The following is a 15,849-nucleotide window of genomic DNA, read 5'->3' on the forward strand; positions in this document are numbered from 1 at the left end:
TTTATTGCGCTAAGCAGATTAAATTTGCGGTTTAGCCGCGTCTTTAACCTGCTCTTCAGCGTCTGCTTCAGTAATCAGGGAGCTTTGTGGCTGCGCGATCACGTCAGTGTTTACCTGTGTTTCGACCTCAGGTTCAGCGGGTGCTTCGACTGCGGCTTCAACAACGGACTCAGCAACCAATTCTGCTTGCGGCTCTGCAGCTAAAGGCTCATCAGCGTTAACCTGCACCTCGGCAGCGGGTGCTTCGGCTGCTTCACGTGCCAAGCGCTCAGCTTCACGCTGAAGGCGACGCTTTTCACGTGGATCGTTAGGTGCACGACCGTTACTGCTGACCACTGTCGCCGGTGCAGCTTCAGCAGCTTTAGCGACTTCCACCACTGGCTCGACTACCACCGCAACAGGCACTTCAACCAGCGGCGCGATAGGCATTGGCGCTTCTTCAGCAACGGGTGCTGCAGGCGCTTCATGCACGTCAACAACGGGTGCAGTTACTTCGCTAGCATCGTCAGCGCAGCTGCTTACAGCTTCTACAGCAGCCGTTTCGCTGGCTACGCGGGGGGCTTCAGCGGCAACGGCTTCACGCGATTGCTCTTGCTCTTGCTCAGCAGCAACCGGTGCGGCTTCGGTGCCCGTTTGATCAGCTTCGGCGGTATCAGTGAGAACAACGCTGGTAACGGCGGCTGCAGTGATGGCGATATCGTCAGCAGCTGTCCCTTCCGTTGCTTCATCGCTGCCTTCAATCGGGTTGCCGTTGGCATCGCTCTGGCGCTCGCGGCGATTGCTGCGACGACGCTGACCACGAGAGCGGCGACGAGGGCGATCACCGTCTTCGCTGCCTTCTTGTTCATCATCCTGCAGGTTTTCTTCCGCGTTCAGCACGTCTTCATCAGCAGCGGCTGCAGCCTGCTCAGCACGCGGCTGGCGCTCTTCACGCGGTGCGCGAGGTTGGCGCGGTTCGCGTTGCGGACGTTCAGCGACGGCTTCTTCGCTGACGGTTGCACTGTCGCCTGGCACGGCATCCAACGGCTCACGCAATTCACGTGTTTGGCGATCTTCACGTGGCTTGCGGTCACGTGGTTGACGCTCTTCACGCGGTGGGCGCGATTGACGAACTTCCTGCGGCTCACGAACTTCTACGGTTTCACGTGGGCTGCGTTCTTCACGAGGTGCACGCTCTTCGCGTGGCGCGCGTTCCTCTCGCGGTGCGCGCTCTTCACGCGGAGCACGTGGTTGGCGTTCTTCACGGGGAGCGCGCTCTTCGCGCGGTTTACGTTCTTCGGTGTTGCGGCCGCCTCGGCTGCGGTTTTGCTGGCGACCGTTACGGCGCTCATCACTGCGTTGTGGGCGTTCGCTGGTTTTCTTTTCAACAACGGCAGGTTTTTCTTCTTCGGCGCTGGCAAACAGGCTGACCAGCGATTTAACCAAGCCCTTAAACAGGCTCGGCTTAGCCGCTTCAACCGTCTGCGTGGCCACTGCTTCAACTGGAGTGGGTGCGGTGCGCTGTGGTGCGGTTTTAATAGCGGCTTCCTGGCGGACCAAGGTGCGCGTCGCGGCTGCTGGCTTTTCTTCCTCCACTTCGACCACAGCCATTTCATAGCTGGATTGGGTGGACTGGGCTTCCGGGCTGTCATCGCGGATGCGCTGCACTTCAAAGTGTGGCGTTTCCAGATGATCGTTCGGCACGATGACAATGCGCGCGCGGCTACGCAGCTCAATCTTGGTGATCGAGTTACGTTTTTCGTTGAGCAGGAAGGCCGCAACGGGGATTGGCACTTGTGCGCGAACTTCGGCAGTGCGGTCTTTCAGGGCTTCTTCTTCGATCAGGCGCAGAATCGCCAGCGACAAAGATTCAACGTCACGGATAATGCCTTGACCGTTGCAGCGCGGGCAGACGATGCCGCTGCTTTCGCCCAGTGACGGACGCAGACGCTGACGGGACATTTCCAGCAAGCCAAAGCGCGAGATGCGCCCGACCTGTACGCGGGCGCGGTCAGCTTCGAGGCTTTCGCGGACTTTCTCTTCTACTGCGCGCTGATTCTTCGCCGGGGTCATGTCGATAAAGTCGATCACGATCAACCCGCCGATATCACGCAGACGCAGTTGACGGGCGATTTCTTCGGCCGCTTCCAGGTTGGTTTGCAGGGCAGTTTCTTCGATATCGCTGCCTTTGGTGGCGCGCGAAGAGTTGATGTCAATGGACACCAGTGCTTCGGTGGGGTCGATAACGATGGAGCCGCCCGACGGCAGTTTCACTTCGCGCTGGAAGGCGGTTTCAATCTGGCTTTCGATCTGAAAGCGATTGAACAGCGGCACGCTGTCTTCATACAGCTTGATCTTGCTGGCGTACTGCGGCATCACTTGATTGATAAAGCTCAGGGCTTCCTGCTGCGCTTCGATGCTGTCGATCAGTACTTCGCCGATGTCCTGGCGCAGGTAGTCACGGATGGCGCGAATGATCACGTTGCTTTCTTGATAGATCAAGAAAGGTGCGGCACGGTCCAGTGAGGCTTCTTTGATAGCGGTCCAGAGTTGCAGCAGATAATCGAGGTCCCACTGCATTTCTTCGCTGGAGCGGCCAAGACCGGCAGTGCGCACAATCAGGCCCATATCGCTCGGTGCGACTAAGCCGTTGAGGGCCTCACGCAGTTCGTTACGCTCTTCGCCTTCGATACGGCGAGAGATACCGCCGGCGCGCGGGTTATTGGGCATAAGCACCAAATAACGGCCAGCCAAGCTGATAAAGGTAGTCAGGGCTGCGCCTTTGTTGCCGCGCTCTTCTTTCTCGACCTGAACAATGACTTCCTGGCCTTCCTTGAGCACGTCTTTAATGTTGACGCGGCCTTCGGGGGCCTTGCTGAAGTATTCGCGGGAGATTTCTTTAAGCGGGAGAAAGCCGTGGCGATCGGAGCCAAAATCAACGAAGGCTGCTTCGAGGCTAGGTTCTACGCGGGTAATTTTGCCTTTGTAGATGTTGGATTTTTTCTGCTCACGGGCACCAGACTCGATGTCTAGGTCGTAAAGTTTTTGCCCATCTACTAGGGCGACACGCAGCTCTTCAGGTTGAGTTGCGTTAATCAGCATTCTTTTCATGTAATACCGTCGGTTTCCGGTGCTGGCGGAAGCGGCGTTCGGCACACACGACTTCAGGGGTCGGTGTCAGGTGCGTCGGGAACGGTCGTAAAGCGTTCCGGTGTCTAGCGGCGATCAGCCTGTTGTGCTGGGCCGCGACGGACGTCTCCTGCTCGCTGTAAATAACAGTAAGCACTAAGTCAGGAGGAGGAATCAGCTGTTGGTAGCGGACGAGATAAAGCGTCTTGGTAAAGCGAGCTGCTACGCGGACCAACAGTTGTACGTCTCCACCCTACACGTATCGCTGAAAATCGGGTGCCGCTCGCGAAAATCCGCAGCGGGTTAACTAGTAACGTAACTGTCCAGAGGGGCAGATTACGCATCATGGCTTAAAGGCTTTGTTTCCGCGTTATTCAAAGCCTAATCGGCTTGCTTTCATCGAATAACCCGTTGGACGGCCTTGCGTCCCAAATGAATTGCGTTGGTTGGGGGTGGTAGTGTTGACGATCACCCGCAAGCCGGGCCACTTTTGGCGGCCTTTCCGACTATAACAGTAATGATTAAGTGCTTCAATTCCATAAAAAATTGTTATGATCGGTCGATGATAAATCCTTCTACTCCAACCTCTGGCGTTCAGCTGCTCGAGGTTGCGCCGGAACTTGCCGGCCAGCGCATTGATAACTTTCTTCGCACCCAGCTGAAAGGTGTGCCCAAGACATTGATTTACCGAATTTTGCGCAAAGGCGAAGTGCGGGTAAATAAAGGTCGAATCAAACCTGAGTACAAGTTGCAAGCCGGCGACATTATCCGCGTGCCGCCGCTGCGCTTGGCTGAGCGTGATGAGCCTGAGCCGCTTGCGCAGGGGCTGTTGCAGCGCCTTGAGGCGGCGATTGTCTATGAAGATAAAGCGCTGATTGTGCTGAATAAGCCGGCAGGTATCGCCGTGCATGGCGGTAGCGGTCTGAATTACGGTGTCATCGAGGCTTTCCGTCAGTTGCGTCCGGATGCTAAGGAGCTGGAGTTAGTGCATCGCTTAGACCGCGATACTTCAGGCCTATTGATGATTGCTAAGAAACGCAGCATGTTGCGCCACCTGCATGAAGCGTTGCGCGGCGATGGCGTTGACAAACGTTATATGGCGTTGGTGCGCGGCCATTGGGCAGCGGCTAAAAAGCAGGTCAATGCGCCGCTTCTTAAGAGTAATCTGCGCTCCGGCGAACGCATGGTTGAGGTCAATACTGAGGGTAAGTCGGCGTTGACCCTCTTCCGTGTGCTGCGCCGCTTTGGTGAGTTCGCCACCCTGGTTGAGGCTAAGCCTGTGACTGGGCGTACTCACCAGATTCGTGTACACGCGCAGCATGCAGGCCACTGCATTGCCGGTGACAGCAAGTACGGCGACGACGACTTCAGTAAAGAAATTCGTGATCTGGGCGGCAAGCGTCTGTTTTTGCATGCCTATGAGTTAGTGGTGCCGTTACCTGATGGCGGGCAGCTCAAGCTTGAGGCACCGGTCGATGAGATGTGGGCGCGGACTCTGGATCGTCTCGGTGCGTGAATACCAACTGCTGATCTTCGATTGGGATGGCACGCTGGTCGATTCCATTGGGCGCATTGTTACCGCCATGCATTTGGCTGCTGATGCCTCTGGCTTGGCTCGCTGCACGGATGAGCAAGTGCGCGGGATTATCGGTTTAGGTTTGCCTGAGGCAATTCGCTGCCTGTATCCAGAGATGCATGATCCCGCTCAAGCGCAGCATCTTCGTCAGCACTACAGCGAGCATTATTTAGCGCTTGAGGCTGAACCTTCGCCGTTGTTTTATGGCGTGGCTGAAGGTTTGCAGGCTTTTCGCGCTGAGGGTTATCAATTAGCGGTAGCAACTGGCAAAGGGCGGCAAGGCTTGCAGCGCGTGCTGGCTGATCGTGGCTGGCTGGAATATTTCGACTACAGCCGCTGCGCTGACGAAACGGCGAGTAAGCCCGATCCATTGATGTTGCAGGAAATCCTTGAGCAAAGTGGCATTGCTGCGAGTCAGGCGTTGATGGTGGGTGATTCGTCCTTCGATTTGTTGATGGCAGCGCGCGCCGGCATGGATTGTGTGGCGGTCGGTTACGGTGCACAGCCAATGCAGGCGCTGCGTGAGTGTCAGCCAACGCTGGCAATAGAATGTTTTACCGAGTTGCACGCCTGGCTGGTTCGGGGTGCGTCTAATCAGTCAGTTGAGGTGATGTTGCATGGCAGATGAATGGAAATCAGCAGCAGCTGATGGTGATGGTGATGCGAAAAGTTGGAAGCTGCTGGAAAATACCTTGCTGGCGGGCGTGCAAGAACAGCGTCGCGCTAGACGGTGGGGGATATTTTTTAAGCTACTGACCTTCATCTATATTTTTGGCGCACTGGCTTTGTTCTCGCCGATGCTGGCGACTAAGACCGGCGCGACCACAGGCAGTCATACCGCTGTTATTGAAGTGCGCGGGATGATTGCAGACCAAGAGTCGGCCAGCGCTGACAATATTATCAGCAGCCTGCGGGCGGCATTTGAAGACACCAATACCAAGGGTGTCATCCTGCGTATCAATAGCCCCGGTGGCAGTCCGGTGCAGTCGGGTTACATCTATGATGAAATGCGCCGTCTGCGCGCCGAGTATCCGGCAATTAAGTTGTACGCAGTGATCACCGACTTGGGTGCGTCGGGTGCCTATTACATTGCCAGTGCGGCTGATGAGATTTATGCCGATAAAGCCAGTCTGGTCGGCTCTATCGGTGTCACTGCGGCAACCTTTGGTTTTGTTGATGTGATGCAAAAGCTTGGGGTTGAGCGTCGCGTGTATACCTCGGGCGAACACAAGGCGTTTCTTGATCCATTCCAGCCGCAAAAGGCTGACGAAACTGAGTTTTGGCAGGGTGTATTGCAAACCACGCACCGTCAGTTTATTGCCAGTGTTAAACAGGGGCGTGGTGAGCGTTTGAAGGTTGCTGAGCACCCTGAGTTGTTCTCCGGCCTAATTTGGTCGGGCGAACAGGCCTTGCAGTTGGGTTTGATCGATGCGTTGGGCAATACCAGCTACGTGGCACGTGAAGTGATCGGTGAGAAAGAAGTCGTCGATTTCACTGTGCAGGAGTCACCTTTCGATCGGTTTGCGAAAACCCTAGGTGCCAGCATGGCTGAGCGCATTGCGCTGTGGATGGGGTTCCAGGGGCCTGCACTGCGTTAACCCTGGGTGAGTTAAAGAAAACCCGGCCATTGGCCGGGTTTTCTGTTTAGGGGATGTCAATACCGCTGGCGTGCAACATGTCGACCAAGCGAATCAGCGGCAGCCCGATTAGGCTGTTGCTGTCGCTGCCCTCGGTTCTGCGAAACAGGCTGACGCCTAACCCTTCGGCTTTGAAGCTGCCGGCGCAGTCGTAGGGTTGCTCGGCACTCAGATAACGCATGATTTGGGCCTCGCTGAGTGAGCGAAAATGCACGGTGAAGGGGATGCAGTCTGTTTGTTCGAAACCGGTAGCGCTGTTCAATAGCGTAAGCCCGGTCAGAAATGTCACGCTGTTGCCACTCGCGGCCATTAATTGTTCGCGGGCGCGCTCTAGCGTGTGGGGTTTGCCGAGTATCTGCGTGCCAAGTATGGCGACTTGATCTGAGCCGATGATCAGGTGTTGCGGGTGAGTTGCGCTCAGCGCTTGGGCTTTTTGCCCTGATAGCCGCCGCACGAGGGCTTCTGCTGCTTCATCGGCGTGTCGCGTTTCGTCGATGTGCGGAGCGCTCCATGTGAACGCTAGGCGTAGGCGGGTGAGGAGGTCGCGGCGATACGGTGAGCTGGAGGCGAGCACCAAAGGCAGCACGATGATTTCCTTTTGCGTGGGTTGTATAGAGGGTGGTCGATTCTAATCGCCGCCTCAAACACTGCACAGGCTGAATTTACTTTGACAGCAGCGGGTTGCATCCATAGAATGCGCCGCCTATGTCAAATGACCCGATTCCACTTCACGTTGATCCGCGTAAATTAGCCGATCGCAACGCCACCCTCGAGGGTGTGTTGCCACTTGCAGATTTGCAGCGTCTCTGCGGCCCGCTTGCCGATAACCAAGGCATGGTGCGAACGAAGTTTTCCTTCGAACGCGACGAGCGCAAAGCTGTGGTTTTTCACAGTGAGCTTGAAGTTGAAGTCAAGATGGTTTGCCAGCGTTGTTTGGAGCTGGTCACCCTACCGATCTTCAGCGAGTGTGATTACGCTGTGGTGAAAGTGGGTGGCAATACCCAGTCAGTGCCGCAAGGCTATGACGTTATTGAGTTAGATGAAGACCCATTGGATCTGCTGGCGCTGGTTGAGGAAGAGCTTCTGCTTGCCTTGCCCATTGTCCCGGCTCATGACCCTAAAGATTGCCAGCAGCCGGCCGGCCTCGAAGAGCCCGAGTCGAGCGAGGACGAGGTAACGCGGTCCAACCCGTTCAGTGTATTGGCGCAGTTAAAGCGTGACCCAAACGTTTAGGAGTTAATTAGTTATGGCTGTTCAGCAGAACAAAAAATCCCGTTCCGCCCGTGACATGCGTCGCTCGCACGATGCCCTCACTGCAAGCACTTTGTCGGTTGAGAAAACCACCGGTGAAATGCACCTGCGTCACCACGTATCGCCAGAAGGCGTTTACCGTGGTCGTAAAGTGATTGATAAGGGCGCTGACGAGTAAATCTTGTCCGCTCCAATCATCGCAATAGATGCAATGGGTGGGGACTTCGGTCCCCACTGCATTGTTCCAGCCAGTATCTCTTGCTTGGCTGAATACACCTCGTTGCACCTGGTCCTAGTCGGCCAATCCGAGCTCATTGAATCCCTGATTGCACGCCACTCCGGTGTCGATCGCGCACGTCTGCGTGTTGAGCATGCTGATGAGGTCATCGGGATGGATGATCAGCCTGCTCAAGCATTGCGCGGTAAACCTGATTCTTCGATGCGCATCAGTCTTGAGTTAGTGCGCGATGGCCTAGCGCATGCCTGCGTCAGCGCCGGTAACACGGGGGCATTGATGGCCCTGTCGCGCCATGTGCTAAAGACACTCCCCGGCATTGACCGTCCGGCGATGGTTACGGCTATTCCAACGCAAAGCGGCTTCTGCCATGTACTCGACCTTGGGGCAAATGTTGATTGCAGTGCTGAGCACCTGTATCAGTTTGCGGTGATGGGCTCAGTGACCGCAGAGGCTTCTGGGTTGGCGCGCCCGCGTGTGGCGCTGCTGAATGTGGGCACTGAAGAGATTAAAGGCAATCAGCAGGTCAAGTTGGCGGCCAGTTTGTTGCAGCAAGCACAGGGTCTAAATTACATCGGTTTTGTCGAAGGCGACGGGCTTTATCGTGGTGAAGCCGATGTGGTGGTGTGTGATGGTTTTGTCGGTAATATTTTGCTCAAGTCCAGTGAGGGCTTGGCGTCGATGATTGCCGGGCGTATTGAGGCGTTATTTAAATCAAGCTTAGCTGCACGGTTAGTGGGTGCGTTGGCGCTACCGCTGTTGCGTCGCTTGCAGGGTGAGCTGGCGCCTGCGAAGCACAATGGCGCGAGTTTTGTCGGGCTGCAGGGCATTGTAGTGAAAAGCCATGGTGCAGCTGGGCCTGAGGGCTTTAAAAGCGCTATTCGCTGTGCGTTGACGGCGATTGAAGAAGATCTACCGCAGCGTTTGCAGGGTTGCTTGGCTCAGCACCTGCCTTAGAATGTGACCGCAGCCGGCAGGCGGCCATCCAAATTGGCAGTTTCCAGCGCTCCGCAAGGCTGAGCGCGCACTACCGACGATCACGCACATCTAGGAACAGGTTCCCATGTCTGCATCTCTCGCATTCGTCTTCCCGGGTCAAGGTTCTCAGTCCTTAACCATGCTCGCCGAGCATGGTGCCCAAAGGCCATTGATCCTCGATACCTTCGCTGAGGCGTCCGCAGCCCTTGGTTATGACCTTTGGGCGCTGACCCAGCAAGGCCCTGAAGAGCAACTCAACCAAACCGACAAAACCCAACCAGCCATTCTCACAGCCTCAGTAGCGCTGTGGCGTGCTTGGCTTGCCGAGAGCGCTGTGCGACCAGCGTTTGTTGCCGGCCACAGTTTAGGTGAGTATTCGGCGCTAGTCGCAGCCGGTAGCCTGTCGCTCGCGGCAGCCGTGCGATTGGTTGAGCATCGTGGTCAGTTGATGCAGCAGGCCGTTCCGGCCGGGCAGGGTGGTATGGCTGCCATTCTCGGCCTGGATGATGCGGACGTGCTGGCTGCTTGCGCCGAAGCAGCCCAAGGTGAAGTGGTCAGTGCCGTCAATTTTAATGCGCCAGGTCAAGTGGTTATCGCCGGCGGTAAAGCGGCTGTAGAGCGCGCCATTGAGGCGTGTAAAGCGCGCGGTGCTAAACGTGCGCTGCCATTGCCGGTGAGCGTACCGTCGCACTGTGCGCTCATGCGCCCCGCGGCTGAGCGTTTTGCTGAGGCAGTGGCAGTGATTGATTGGCAGGTTCCGCAGATTGCCCTGATACAGAATGTCAGTGCTGCGGCCGTGACTGATTTAGACGGGCTCAAACGTGACTTGCTGGCTCAGCTCTATAGCCCGGTGCGCTGGGTTGAGTCGATGGTTGCTTTGTCTGCGCACGGGGTCACTGATGTGGTTGAGTGTGGGCCGGGCAGAGTGCTGTCGGGCTTGAATAAGCGCTGCGTCAAAGGCATCAATACTTACAACTTGGACACGCCAGACGCGTTTGCTGCGGCGAACGCAGCCTTGGTCTGATTAAGGAAAAACATTATGAGTCTGCAAGGTAAAGTAGCGCTGGTTACTGGCGCTAGCCGTGGCATAGGTCAGGCGATCGCTCTGGAGCTTGGCCGTCAAGGTGCGGTTGTTGTCGGCACCGCCACATCGGCTTCAGGTGCAGAGCGCATTACTGAAACGCTCAAAGCCAATGGCATCCAAGGCACGGGTCTGGTGCTCGATGTTAGCGATAGCGAATCGGTTACCAGCACCCTCGAACATATTCTGCAGCACGTCGGGCAGCCGTTGATCTTGGTCAATAACGCCGGCATTACCCGCGATAACCTGATGCTGCGGATGAAAGATGACGAGTGGTTTGATGTCATCAATACCAACCTGAGCAGCCTCTATCGGTTGACCAAGGCGGTGCTGCGCGGCATGACTAAGGCGCGCTACGGGCGCATCATCAGCATCGGTTCGGTGGTGGGCGCCATGGGCAATGCTGGGCAGGTCAACTATGCGGCGTCAAAGGCTGGCCTTGAAGGTTTTAGCCGTGCATTGGCACGTGAAGTAGGCTCGCGGGCGATTACCGTGAATGCTGTCGCGCCAGGCTTTATCGATACCGATATGACCCGCGAATTGCCAGAAGCGCAACGTGATGCGTTGCTTAATCAGATTCCGTTGGGCCGTCTGGGGCAGGCTGAAGAGATCGCAAAAGTGGTCGCTTTCCTCGCTTCTGATGGCGCGGCTTACGTCACAGGCGCTACTATCCCTGTGAATGGCGGGATGTACATGAGCTGAATGTGACGGATGGCCTCAGAAAACTGTCATAGAAGCTGTCTAAAATCCGTTATAAAGCGCAATAGGTTTATAGGCAGATCGTTGAAGGGATCGTGGGGCGCCTCGGCATTAAGCTTGAAATGCTAAAAACCCTTTCTATACACTTGGCCACATACAGCGTGGCCTGGATTTGTCCCATTAGGAGTGAGAACAAGGTATGAGCACCATCGAAGAACGCGTCAAGAAAATCGTTGCCGAGCAACTGGGCGTGAAAGAAGAAGAAGTAACCAACAGCGCTTCCTTCGTTGAAGACCTGGGTGCCGACTCTCTTGACACCGTTGAGCTGGTGATGGCTCTCGAAGAAGAATTCGAGACCGAGATCCCAGACGAGCAAGCCGAGAAGATCACCACTGTTCAGGAAGCGATCGACTACGTTACCGCTCACGCGTAAACGTATTCGTCGGTCCCGACTTGGAAAGCCGTACGCCCTTTATCAGGCGTGCGGCTTTTCTTTAAGCGCATTCCAAGCGTAGATAACTAGAAAAGGAGATTGCTGTGTCGCGTAGACGCGTCGTAGTTACCGGTATGGGCATGCTGTCGCCATTGGGTAACGATGTGCCGAGTAGCTGGCAGGGCATTTTGGCTGGGCGCAGTGGCATTGGCCTGCTCGAGCATATGGACCTTTCCGCTTACACCACGCGCTTTGGTGGTGCGATAAAAGACTTTAATGTCGAGCAATACTTGTCCGCTAAAGAGGCGCGCAAGCTCGACTTGTTTATCCAATACGGCCTCGCTGCTAGCTTTCAGGCTGTGCGCAACTCTGGTTTAGACGTCAACGATGGCAATCGTGAGCGTATCGGTGTAGCAATGGGCTCCGGTATCGGTGGCCTAACTAATATCGAGAACAACTGCAGATCGCTGCATGAGCAAGGGCCGCGGCGGATTTCTCCGTTCTTCGTGCCGGGCTCGATCATCAATATGATTTCAGGCTTCCTGTCGATCCATTTAGGCCTGCAGGGCCCCAATTACGCCATCGCTACGGCCTGCACCACAGGCACTCACTGCATTGGTATGGCGGCGCGCAATATTGCTTACGGCGAAGCCGATGTGATGGTGGCCGGCGGTGCTGAAATGGCCGCATGTGGCTTGGGCATGGGCGGCTTCGGTGCGGCTCGCGCGTTGTCTACGCGCAACGACGAGCCTGCCAAGGCCAGTCGTCCTTGGGACAAGGACCGTGATGGTTTTGTCCTGTCTGATGGCGCCGGTGCGCTGGTGTTAGAAGAGTTGGAACACGCTAAGACGCGTGGTGCGACCATTCACGCCGAGCTGATTGGCTTTGGTATGAGCGGCGATGCCTATCACATGACCTCACCACCGGAAGATGGCGCAGGCGCCGCGCGTTGCATGACCAATGCGCTGCGCGATGCTGGCGTCAATCCTGAGCAAATTCAGTACATCAACGCCCACGGTACGTCGACCTCGGCCGGTGACAAGGCGGAAGTGGCGGCGGTTAAATCGGTGTTTGGCGAGCATGCCTACAAGCTGGCAGTCAGCTCGACTAAATCCATGACTGGCCACTTGCTCGGCGCGGCTGGGGCGGTGGAGGCGATCTTTAGTATTCTCGCACTGCGCGATCAGGTGGCGCCGCCCACCATCAACTTGGATAACCCTGATGAAGGCTGCGACCTCGACTTCGTCGCTCACCAGGCTAAGGCCATGATGCTGGATGTGGTGTTGTCCAACTCGTTCGGTTTTGGTGGCACCAATGGCTCTCTGGTATTTCGCCGGTTCGTTGGGTGATGCTGAGCTGGGTTGATGGCCAGCCGGCTGAGCTGCTGTCCGTCAAAGACCGTGGCGTGGCCTACGGCGATGGGTTGTTTGAAACTATTGCTGTGAACGCTGGGCAACCGGTGCTGCTGGAACGGCATCTGGCGCGTTTGGCCGAAGGCTGCGCGCGGCTGAAAATCCACGTCGATTTGTCAATAGTGCGCACCCAACTGCTGGCCTTCAGTCAGCAGTTGGGTGATGGCGTGGCTAAATTGATTCTTACCCGTGGTGACGGGCAGCGTGGCTATGCACCGCCGCAGCCTGCGCAGCCAAGGCTAATGCTGCAGGCAGGTGACAAACCGGCTTATCCGCCTGTCTATGCCGAGCAGGGCGTGCGTTTGTTCCCGTGCGTCACACGGCTGGCGGAGCAGCCCTTGCTCGCGGGCTTGAAGCACCTCAACCGTCTCGAGCAGGTGCTAGCACGCAGTGAATGGCAGGACGCCGAGCATGCAGAAGGTCTGATGCTGGACACCAGCGGTCGGGTGATCGAGGGCGTCTACAGCAACCTAATATTAATCAGTCAGGGTGCGTTGGTAACCGCGGATTTAAGTCGTTGCGGGGTTGCCGGCGTAATGCGCGCAGAGTTGTTGGCGCACGCTGCAAGTAGCGGTATTGCGTGTCAGGTGCGAGATATCAGCCAGACCGAATTGCTGGCCGCTGATGAGTTGCTGCTGTGCAACAGTGTTTATGGCGTTTGGCCGGTACGCGCTCTGCTTACGCACAACTGGCCGGTCGGCCCGCTCACCCGTAAACTGCAGGCCGTCGCCCGCGCTCTACTGGACTGTTGATTCGTGATACGCAAAATTCTGTTACTGCTCGAAGGCGCCGCATTGTTGGCCGGCTTGCTGGTTGGGTTTGCTGCTTGGCAGCAATACACGGCGCTGCATCAGCCTTTGCAATTGGCAGAGGAGTACTTGGTGGATGTGCCGCCCGGAGCGACCCCTGGCGGTGTGCTTAATCGCTTGGAGGCGGATGGGTTGCTGGAGCAGGCCTTTTGGTTACGTCTTTACTGGCGTTTTAATTTGCCTGATCAACCGTTGCACAGTGGCGAATACCGACTGACGCCGGGTTTTAGGGCCATCGATATGCTCGACCTGTGGCGTCGCGGTGAGGTGCTGCAATACAGCTTAACGCTGGTCGAAGGCTGGAATTTCCGCCAAGTCCGCGCCGCATTGGCGCGCGAAACACGTCTTGAGCTGACCCTAGGTGAACTGAGCGATGCCGAGCTAATGAAGAAACTTGGCCTGCCGGGTCTTAATCCGGAAGGACGTTTCTTTCCTGACACCTACAGTTTTGTACGCGGCATGAGCGATATGGAGTTGCTTAAGCAGGCGCACGTGCGGTTGAAGAACGTACTGGCCGAAGAGTGGGCGAAACGCGCCAAAGATTTGCCCTACAAAGAGCCCTATGAGGCGCTGATCATGGCGTCGATGATTGAGAAGGAAACCGGCGTGCCGCAAGAGCGTGGCGAGATTGCCGGTGTATTTGTGCGGCGCCTACGCATTGGCATGCGCCTGCAGACGGATCCGACGGTAATCTACGGCATGGGCGAGCGCTATAAAGGCCGAATTACCCGTGCTGATCTGCGCCAGCCGACGGCCTACAACACCTACACCATCGACGGTATGCCGCCAACGCCGATTGCTCTTGTTGGCCGTGAGGCTATTCATGCCGCGCTCAACCCTGTCGCTGGCAGTAGCCTGTACTTTGTCGCCCGCGGTGATGGCAGCCATGTGTTCTCCAACACCCTTGAGCAGCACAACCGAGCGGTGCGCGAGTACCAGCTTAAGCGCCGCGCGGACTATCGTTCGAGCCCGGCCCCCAGTCGTGCCCCATAACCACTAAGGACAGCCTGTGAGCGGTTTGTTTATCACCCTAGAAGGCCCAGAGGGCGCCGGTAAAAGCACCAACCGTGATTACCTGGCTGAGCGGTTGCGCGAGCAGGGCATTGACGTGATGTTGACCCGCGAGCCGGGCGGCACGCCTTTGGCTGAGCGTGTGCGTGAGTTACTGCTCGCCCCCAGTGATGAGCCCATGGCGGCTGATACCGAACTGCTGCTGGTCTTTGCTGCCCGCGCGCAGCATTTGGCGCAGGTTATTCGCCCAGCCTTGGCCCGAGGTTGTGTGGTGCTGTGTGATCGCTTTACCGATGCCACCTACGCCTACCAAGGTGGCGGTCGTGGCCTTAGCGAGGCGCGTATCGCTTTACTTGAAGCGTTCGTGCAGGGCACGTTACGCCCACACCTGACCTTGGTGTTCGACCTGCCGATTGAAGTGGGCTTGGCCCGCGCGGCCGCGCGTGGTCGGCTGGACCGTTTTGAGCAGGAAGGTCGTCAGTTTTTTGATGCCGTGCGCCAAACTTACCTGCGTCGCGCCGCTGAGCAGCCGCAGCGCTACCGCATTGTGGATGCCGCGCAATCCTTAAGTGGTGTGCAGCAGGCGCTTGATAATCTGTTGCCGCAACTGCTGGAGTTGCAGCGTGGCTGATGCCTACCCCTGGCAGGATTTACTTTGGCAACAATTGGCTGGCCGCAGCCAACACGCACACGCTTATCTGCTGCATGGCCCAGCCGGCATCGGCAAACGCGCCTTGGCTGAGCGGTTGATGGCGCGCTTGCTGTGCCATCTGCCCGACGGCCTGAATGCCTGTGGACAGTGCAAGTCCTGTCACTTGCTGGCGGCTGGCACTCATCCGGATAGCTATATTTTGCAGCCGGAAGAGGCGGATAAAGCCATCAAGGTCGATCAGGTGCGCGATCTGGTCAGTTTTGTCGTGCAGACCGCGCAGTTGGCTGGGCGCAAAGTGGTGTTGGTCGAGCCGGCCGAGTCGATGAACGTCAATGCCGCTAACGCCTTGCTGAAAAGTCTGGAAGAGCCTTCTGGCAATACTGTGTTGCTGTTAATCAGCCACCAACCGAGTCGCTTGTTGCCTACAGTGAAAAGCCGCTGTGTGCAGCAGGCGTGCCCACTGCCGAGCGAGGCAATGAGCCTTGCATGGTTGCAGCAGGCCCTGCCGGCTTGTAAGGCAGACGAGCACCACGAGTTGCTGTTCCTTGCAGCGGGCTCGCCCTTGATGGCGGTGAAAATGCATGAGCAGGGCGTTATCGCCCAGCGTGCGCAGGTAGTTGAGGGCGTAAAAAAGCTGCTTAAACAGCAAATTACAGCGAGCCAATTGGCTGAAAGTTGGAACGTGATTTCCCTGCAATTGCTGTTCGACTGGTTCTGCCAGTGGTCACAATTACTCTTGCGTTACCAGTTGACTGGTGACGAAGCCGGTCTTGGTCAGGCGGATATGCGCAAGGTGGTGCAGTACCTGGCGGAGAAAACCCCGCAGGCGAAAGTGCTGAACATGCAGGATTGGTTGCTGGCGCAGCGTCAGAAAGTTATTGGCAAGGCTAATCTTAACCGTGTCTTACTTCTCGAAGCCTTGCTGGTGCAGTGGGCAAGCTTGCCCGGACCGGGCTAGAATCGGCCA

16 protein-coding genes are annotated in these 15,849 nt (G+C 56.8%); 14 read left to right on the top strand and 2 right to left on the bottom strand.

Annotation, left to right across the window (positions count from 1 at the left end):
* Nucleotides 1-18: 18 nt before the first annotated feature.
* A complete protein-coding gene (gene rne, locus WF513_RS06540; RefSeq protein ID WP_339082566.1) occupies nt 19-3,090 on the bottom strand; it encodes a ribonuclease E in 3,072 nt (1,023 codons plus the stop codon).
* A gap of 580 nt (nt 3,091-3,670) precedes the next feature.
* On the opposite strand from rne, the gene rluC reads away from it, so the two are divergent.
* Genes rluC through sppA form a run of 3 tightly spaced genes read left to right on the top strand, consistent with a single transcriptional unit; the run spans nt 3,671 to nt 6,282 of the window.
* Nucleotides 3,671-4,624 (top strand): 23S rRNA pseudouridine(955/2504/2580) synthase RluC, encoded by a 954-nt coding sequence (gene rluC, locus WF513_RS06545; protein WP_339082568.1) that lies wholly within the window; start codon nt 3,671-3,673, stop codon nt 4,622-4,624.
* A complete protein-coding gene (locus WF513_RS06550) occupies nt 4,617-5,312 on the top strand; it encodes an HAD-IA family hydrolase (RefSeq protein WP_339082570.1) in 696 nt (231 codons plus the stop codon). The genes rluC and WF513_RS06550 overlap by 8 nt, the downstream gene beginning before the upstream one ends.
* Nucleotides 5,302-6,282, top strand: a complete 981-nt coding sequence (sppA, locus tag WF513_RS06555) for a signal peptide peptidase SppA (RefSeq protein WP_339082572.1) — start codon at nt 5,302-5,304, stop codon at nt 6,280-6,282. Before WF513_RS06550 ends, sppA begins: the two co-directional genes overlap by 11 nt.
* Nucleotides 6,283-6,328: 46 nt before the next feature.
* On the opposite strand, the gene WF513_RS06560 is transcribed toward sppA, so the two are convergent.
* Nucleotides 6,329-6,907 carry a nucleoside triphosphate pyrophosphatase gene (locus WF513_RS06560; protein WP_339082574.1) on the bottom strand — a complete coding sequence of 193 codons (579 nt, stop codon included), beginning with the start codon at nt 6,905-6,907 and terminating at the stop codon, nt 6,329-6,331.
* Nucleotides 6,908-7,026: 119 nt separating this feature from the next.
* Between WF513_RS06560 and WF513_RS06565 the strand changes: the two genes are divergently transcribed.
* The 11 genes from WF513_RS06565 (at nt 7,027) to WF513_RS06615 (ending at nt 15,840) form a co-directional block, all read left to right on the top strand.
* On the top strand, nt 7,027-7,554 hold the full coding sequence (locus tag WF513_RS06565; RefSeq protein WP_339082576.1) for a YceD family protein: 528 nt from the start codon (nt 7,027-7,029) through the stop codon (nt 7,552-7,554).
* Between the two features lie 13 nt (nt 7,555-7,567).
* Complete coding sequence (gene rpmF, locus WF513_RS06570; RefSeq protein WP_090238127.1) at nt 7,568-7,750, top strand: 50S ribosomal protein L32; 183 nt, start codon at nt 7,568-7,570, stop codon at nt 7,748-7,750.
* A 33-nt stretch (nt 7,751-7,783) separates the two neighbouring features.
* Nucleotides 7,784-8,764, top strand: coding sequence for a phosphate acyltransferase PlsX (plsX, locus tag WF513_RS06575; protein WP_339083452.1), 981 nt, complete (start codon nt 7,784-7,786; stop codon nt 8,762-8,764).
* Between the two features lie 106 nt (nt 8,765-8,870).
* Nucleotides 8,871-9,809, top strand: a complete 939-nt coding sequence (gene fabD / locus WF513_RS06580; RefSeq protein WP_339082581.1) for an ACP S-malonyltransferase — start codon at nt 8,871-8,873, stop codon at nt 9,807-9,809.
* Nucleotides 9,810-9,824: 15 nt separating this feature from the next.
* Nucleotides 9,825-10,568 (top strand): 3-oxoacyl-ACP reductase FabG, encoded by a 744-nt coding sequence (fabG, locus tag WF513_RS06585; protein ID WP_339082583.1) that lies wholly within the window; start codon nt 9,825-9,827, stop codon nt 10,566-10,568.
* Nucleotides 10,569-10,764: 196 nt separating this feature from the next.
* Nucleotides 10,765-10,998: an acyl carrier protein gene (gene acpP, locus WF513_RS06590; RefSeq protein WP_058066290.1), complete on the top strand. Its 234-nt coding sequence runs from the start codon at nt 10,765-10,767 to the stop codon at nt 10,996-10,998.
* 104 nt (nt 10,999-11,102) lie between these two features.
* A complete protein-coding gene (gene fabF, locus WF513_RS06595) occupies nt 11,103-12,347 on the top strand; it encodes a beta-ketoacyl-ACP synthase II (protein ID WP_339082592.1) in 1,245 nt (414 codons plus the stop codon).
* The gene (gene pabC, locus WF513_RS06600; protein ID WP_339082594.1) at nt 12,347-13,162 is read left to right on the top strand and encodes an aminodeoxychorismate lyase; all 816 of its coding nucleotides are present in this window, start codon (nt 12,347-12,349) and stop codon (nt 13,160-13,162) included. Before fabF ends, pabC begins: the two co-directional genes overlap by 1 nt.
* 3 nt (nt 13,163-13,165) lie before the next feature.
* Nucleotides 13,166-14,212 (top strand): endolytic transglycosylase MltG, encoded by a 1,047-nt coding sequence (gene mltG, locus WF513_RS06605; RefSeq protein WP_339082596.1) that lies wholly within the window; start codon nt 13,166-13,168, stop codon nt 14,210-14,212.
* 16 nt (nt 14,213-14,228) lie between these two features.
* The gene (gene tmk / locus WF513_RS06610; RefSeq protein WP_339082598.1) at nt 14,229-14,861 is read left to right on the top strand and encodes a dTMP kinase; all 633 of its coding nucleotides are present in this window, start codon (nt 14,229-14,231) and stop codon (nt 14,859-14,861) included.
* Nucleotides 14,854-15,840, top strand: a complete 987-nt coding sequence (locus WF513_RS06615; protein WP_339082600.1) for a DNA polymerase III subunit delta' — start codon at nt 14,854-14,856, stop codon at nt 15,838-15,840. Before tmk ends, WF513_RS06615 begins: the two co-directional genes overlap by 8 nt.
* Nucleotides 15,841-15,849 lie beyond the last annotated feature (9 nt).

Origin of the sequence: Pseudomonas sp. TMP9 (assembly GCF_037943105.1) — a bacterium.
Classification (GTDB): Bacteria; Pseudomonadota; Gammaproteobacteria; order Pseudomonadales; family Pseudomonadaceae; genus Aquipseudomonas.

Excerpts from the sequence above, each read along its gene's own strand:
- rne (WP_339082566.1), bottom strand. The coding sequence starts at position 3,090 with ATGAAAAGAATGCTGATTAACGCAACTCAACCTGAAGAGCTGCGTGTC.
- rluC (WP_339082568.1), top strand. The coding sequence starts at position 3,671 with ATGATAAATCCTTCTACTCCAACCTCTGGCGTTCAGCTGCTCGAGGTT.
- sppA (WP_339082572.1), top strand. The coding sequence starts at position 5,302 with ATGGCAGATGAATGGAAATCAGCAGCAGCTGATGGTGATGGTGATGCG.
- WF513_RS06565 (WP_339082576.1), top strand. The coding sequence starts at position 7,027 with ATGTCAAATGACCCGATTCCACTTCACGTTGATCCGCGTAAATTAGCC.
- rpmF (WP_090238127.1), top strand. The coding sequence starts at position 7,568 with ATGGCTGTTCAGCAGAACAAAAAATCCCGTTCCGCCCGTGACATGCGT.
- plsX (WP_339083452.1), top strand. The coding sequence starts at position 7,784 with ATGGGTGGGGACTTCGGTCCCCACTGCATTGTTCCAGCCAGTATCTCT.
- fabD (WP_339082581.1), top strand. The coding sequence starts at position 8,871 with ATGTCTGCATCTCTCGCATTCGTCTTCCCGGGTCAAGGTTCTCAGTCC.
- fabG (WP_339082583.1), top strand. The coding sequence starts at position 9,825 with ATGAGTCTGCAAGGTAAAGTAGCGCTGGTTACTGGCGCTAGCCGTGGC.
- acpP (WP_058066290.1), top strand. The coding sequence starts at position 10,765 with ATGAGCACCATCGAAGAACGCGTCAAGAAAATCGTTGCCGAGCAACTG.
- pabC (WP_339082594.1), top strand. The coding sequence starts at position 12,347 with ATGCTGAGCTGGGTTGATGGCCAGCCGGCTGAGCTGCTGTCCGTCAAA.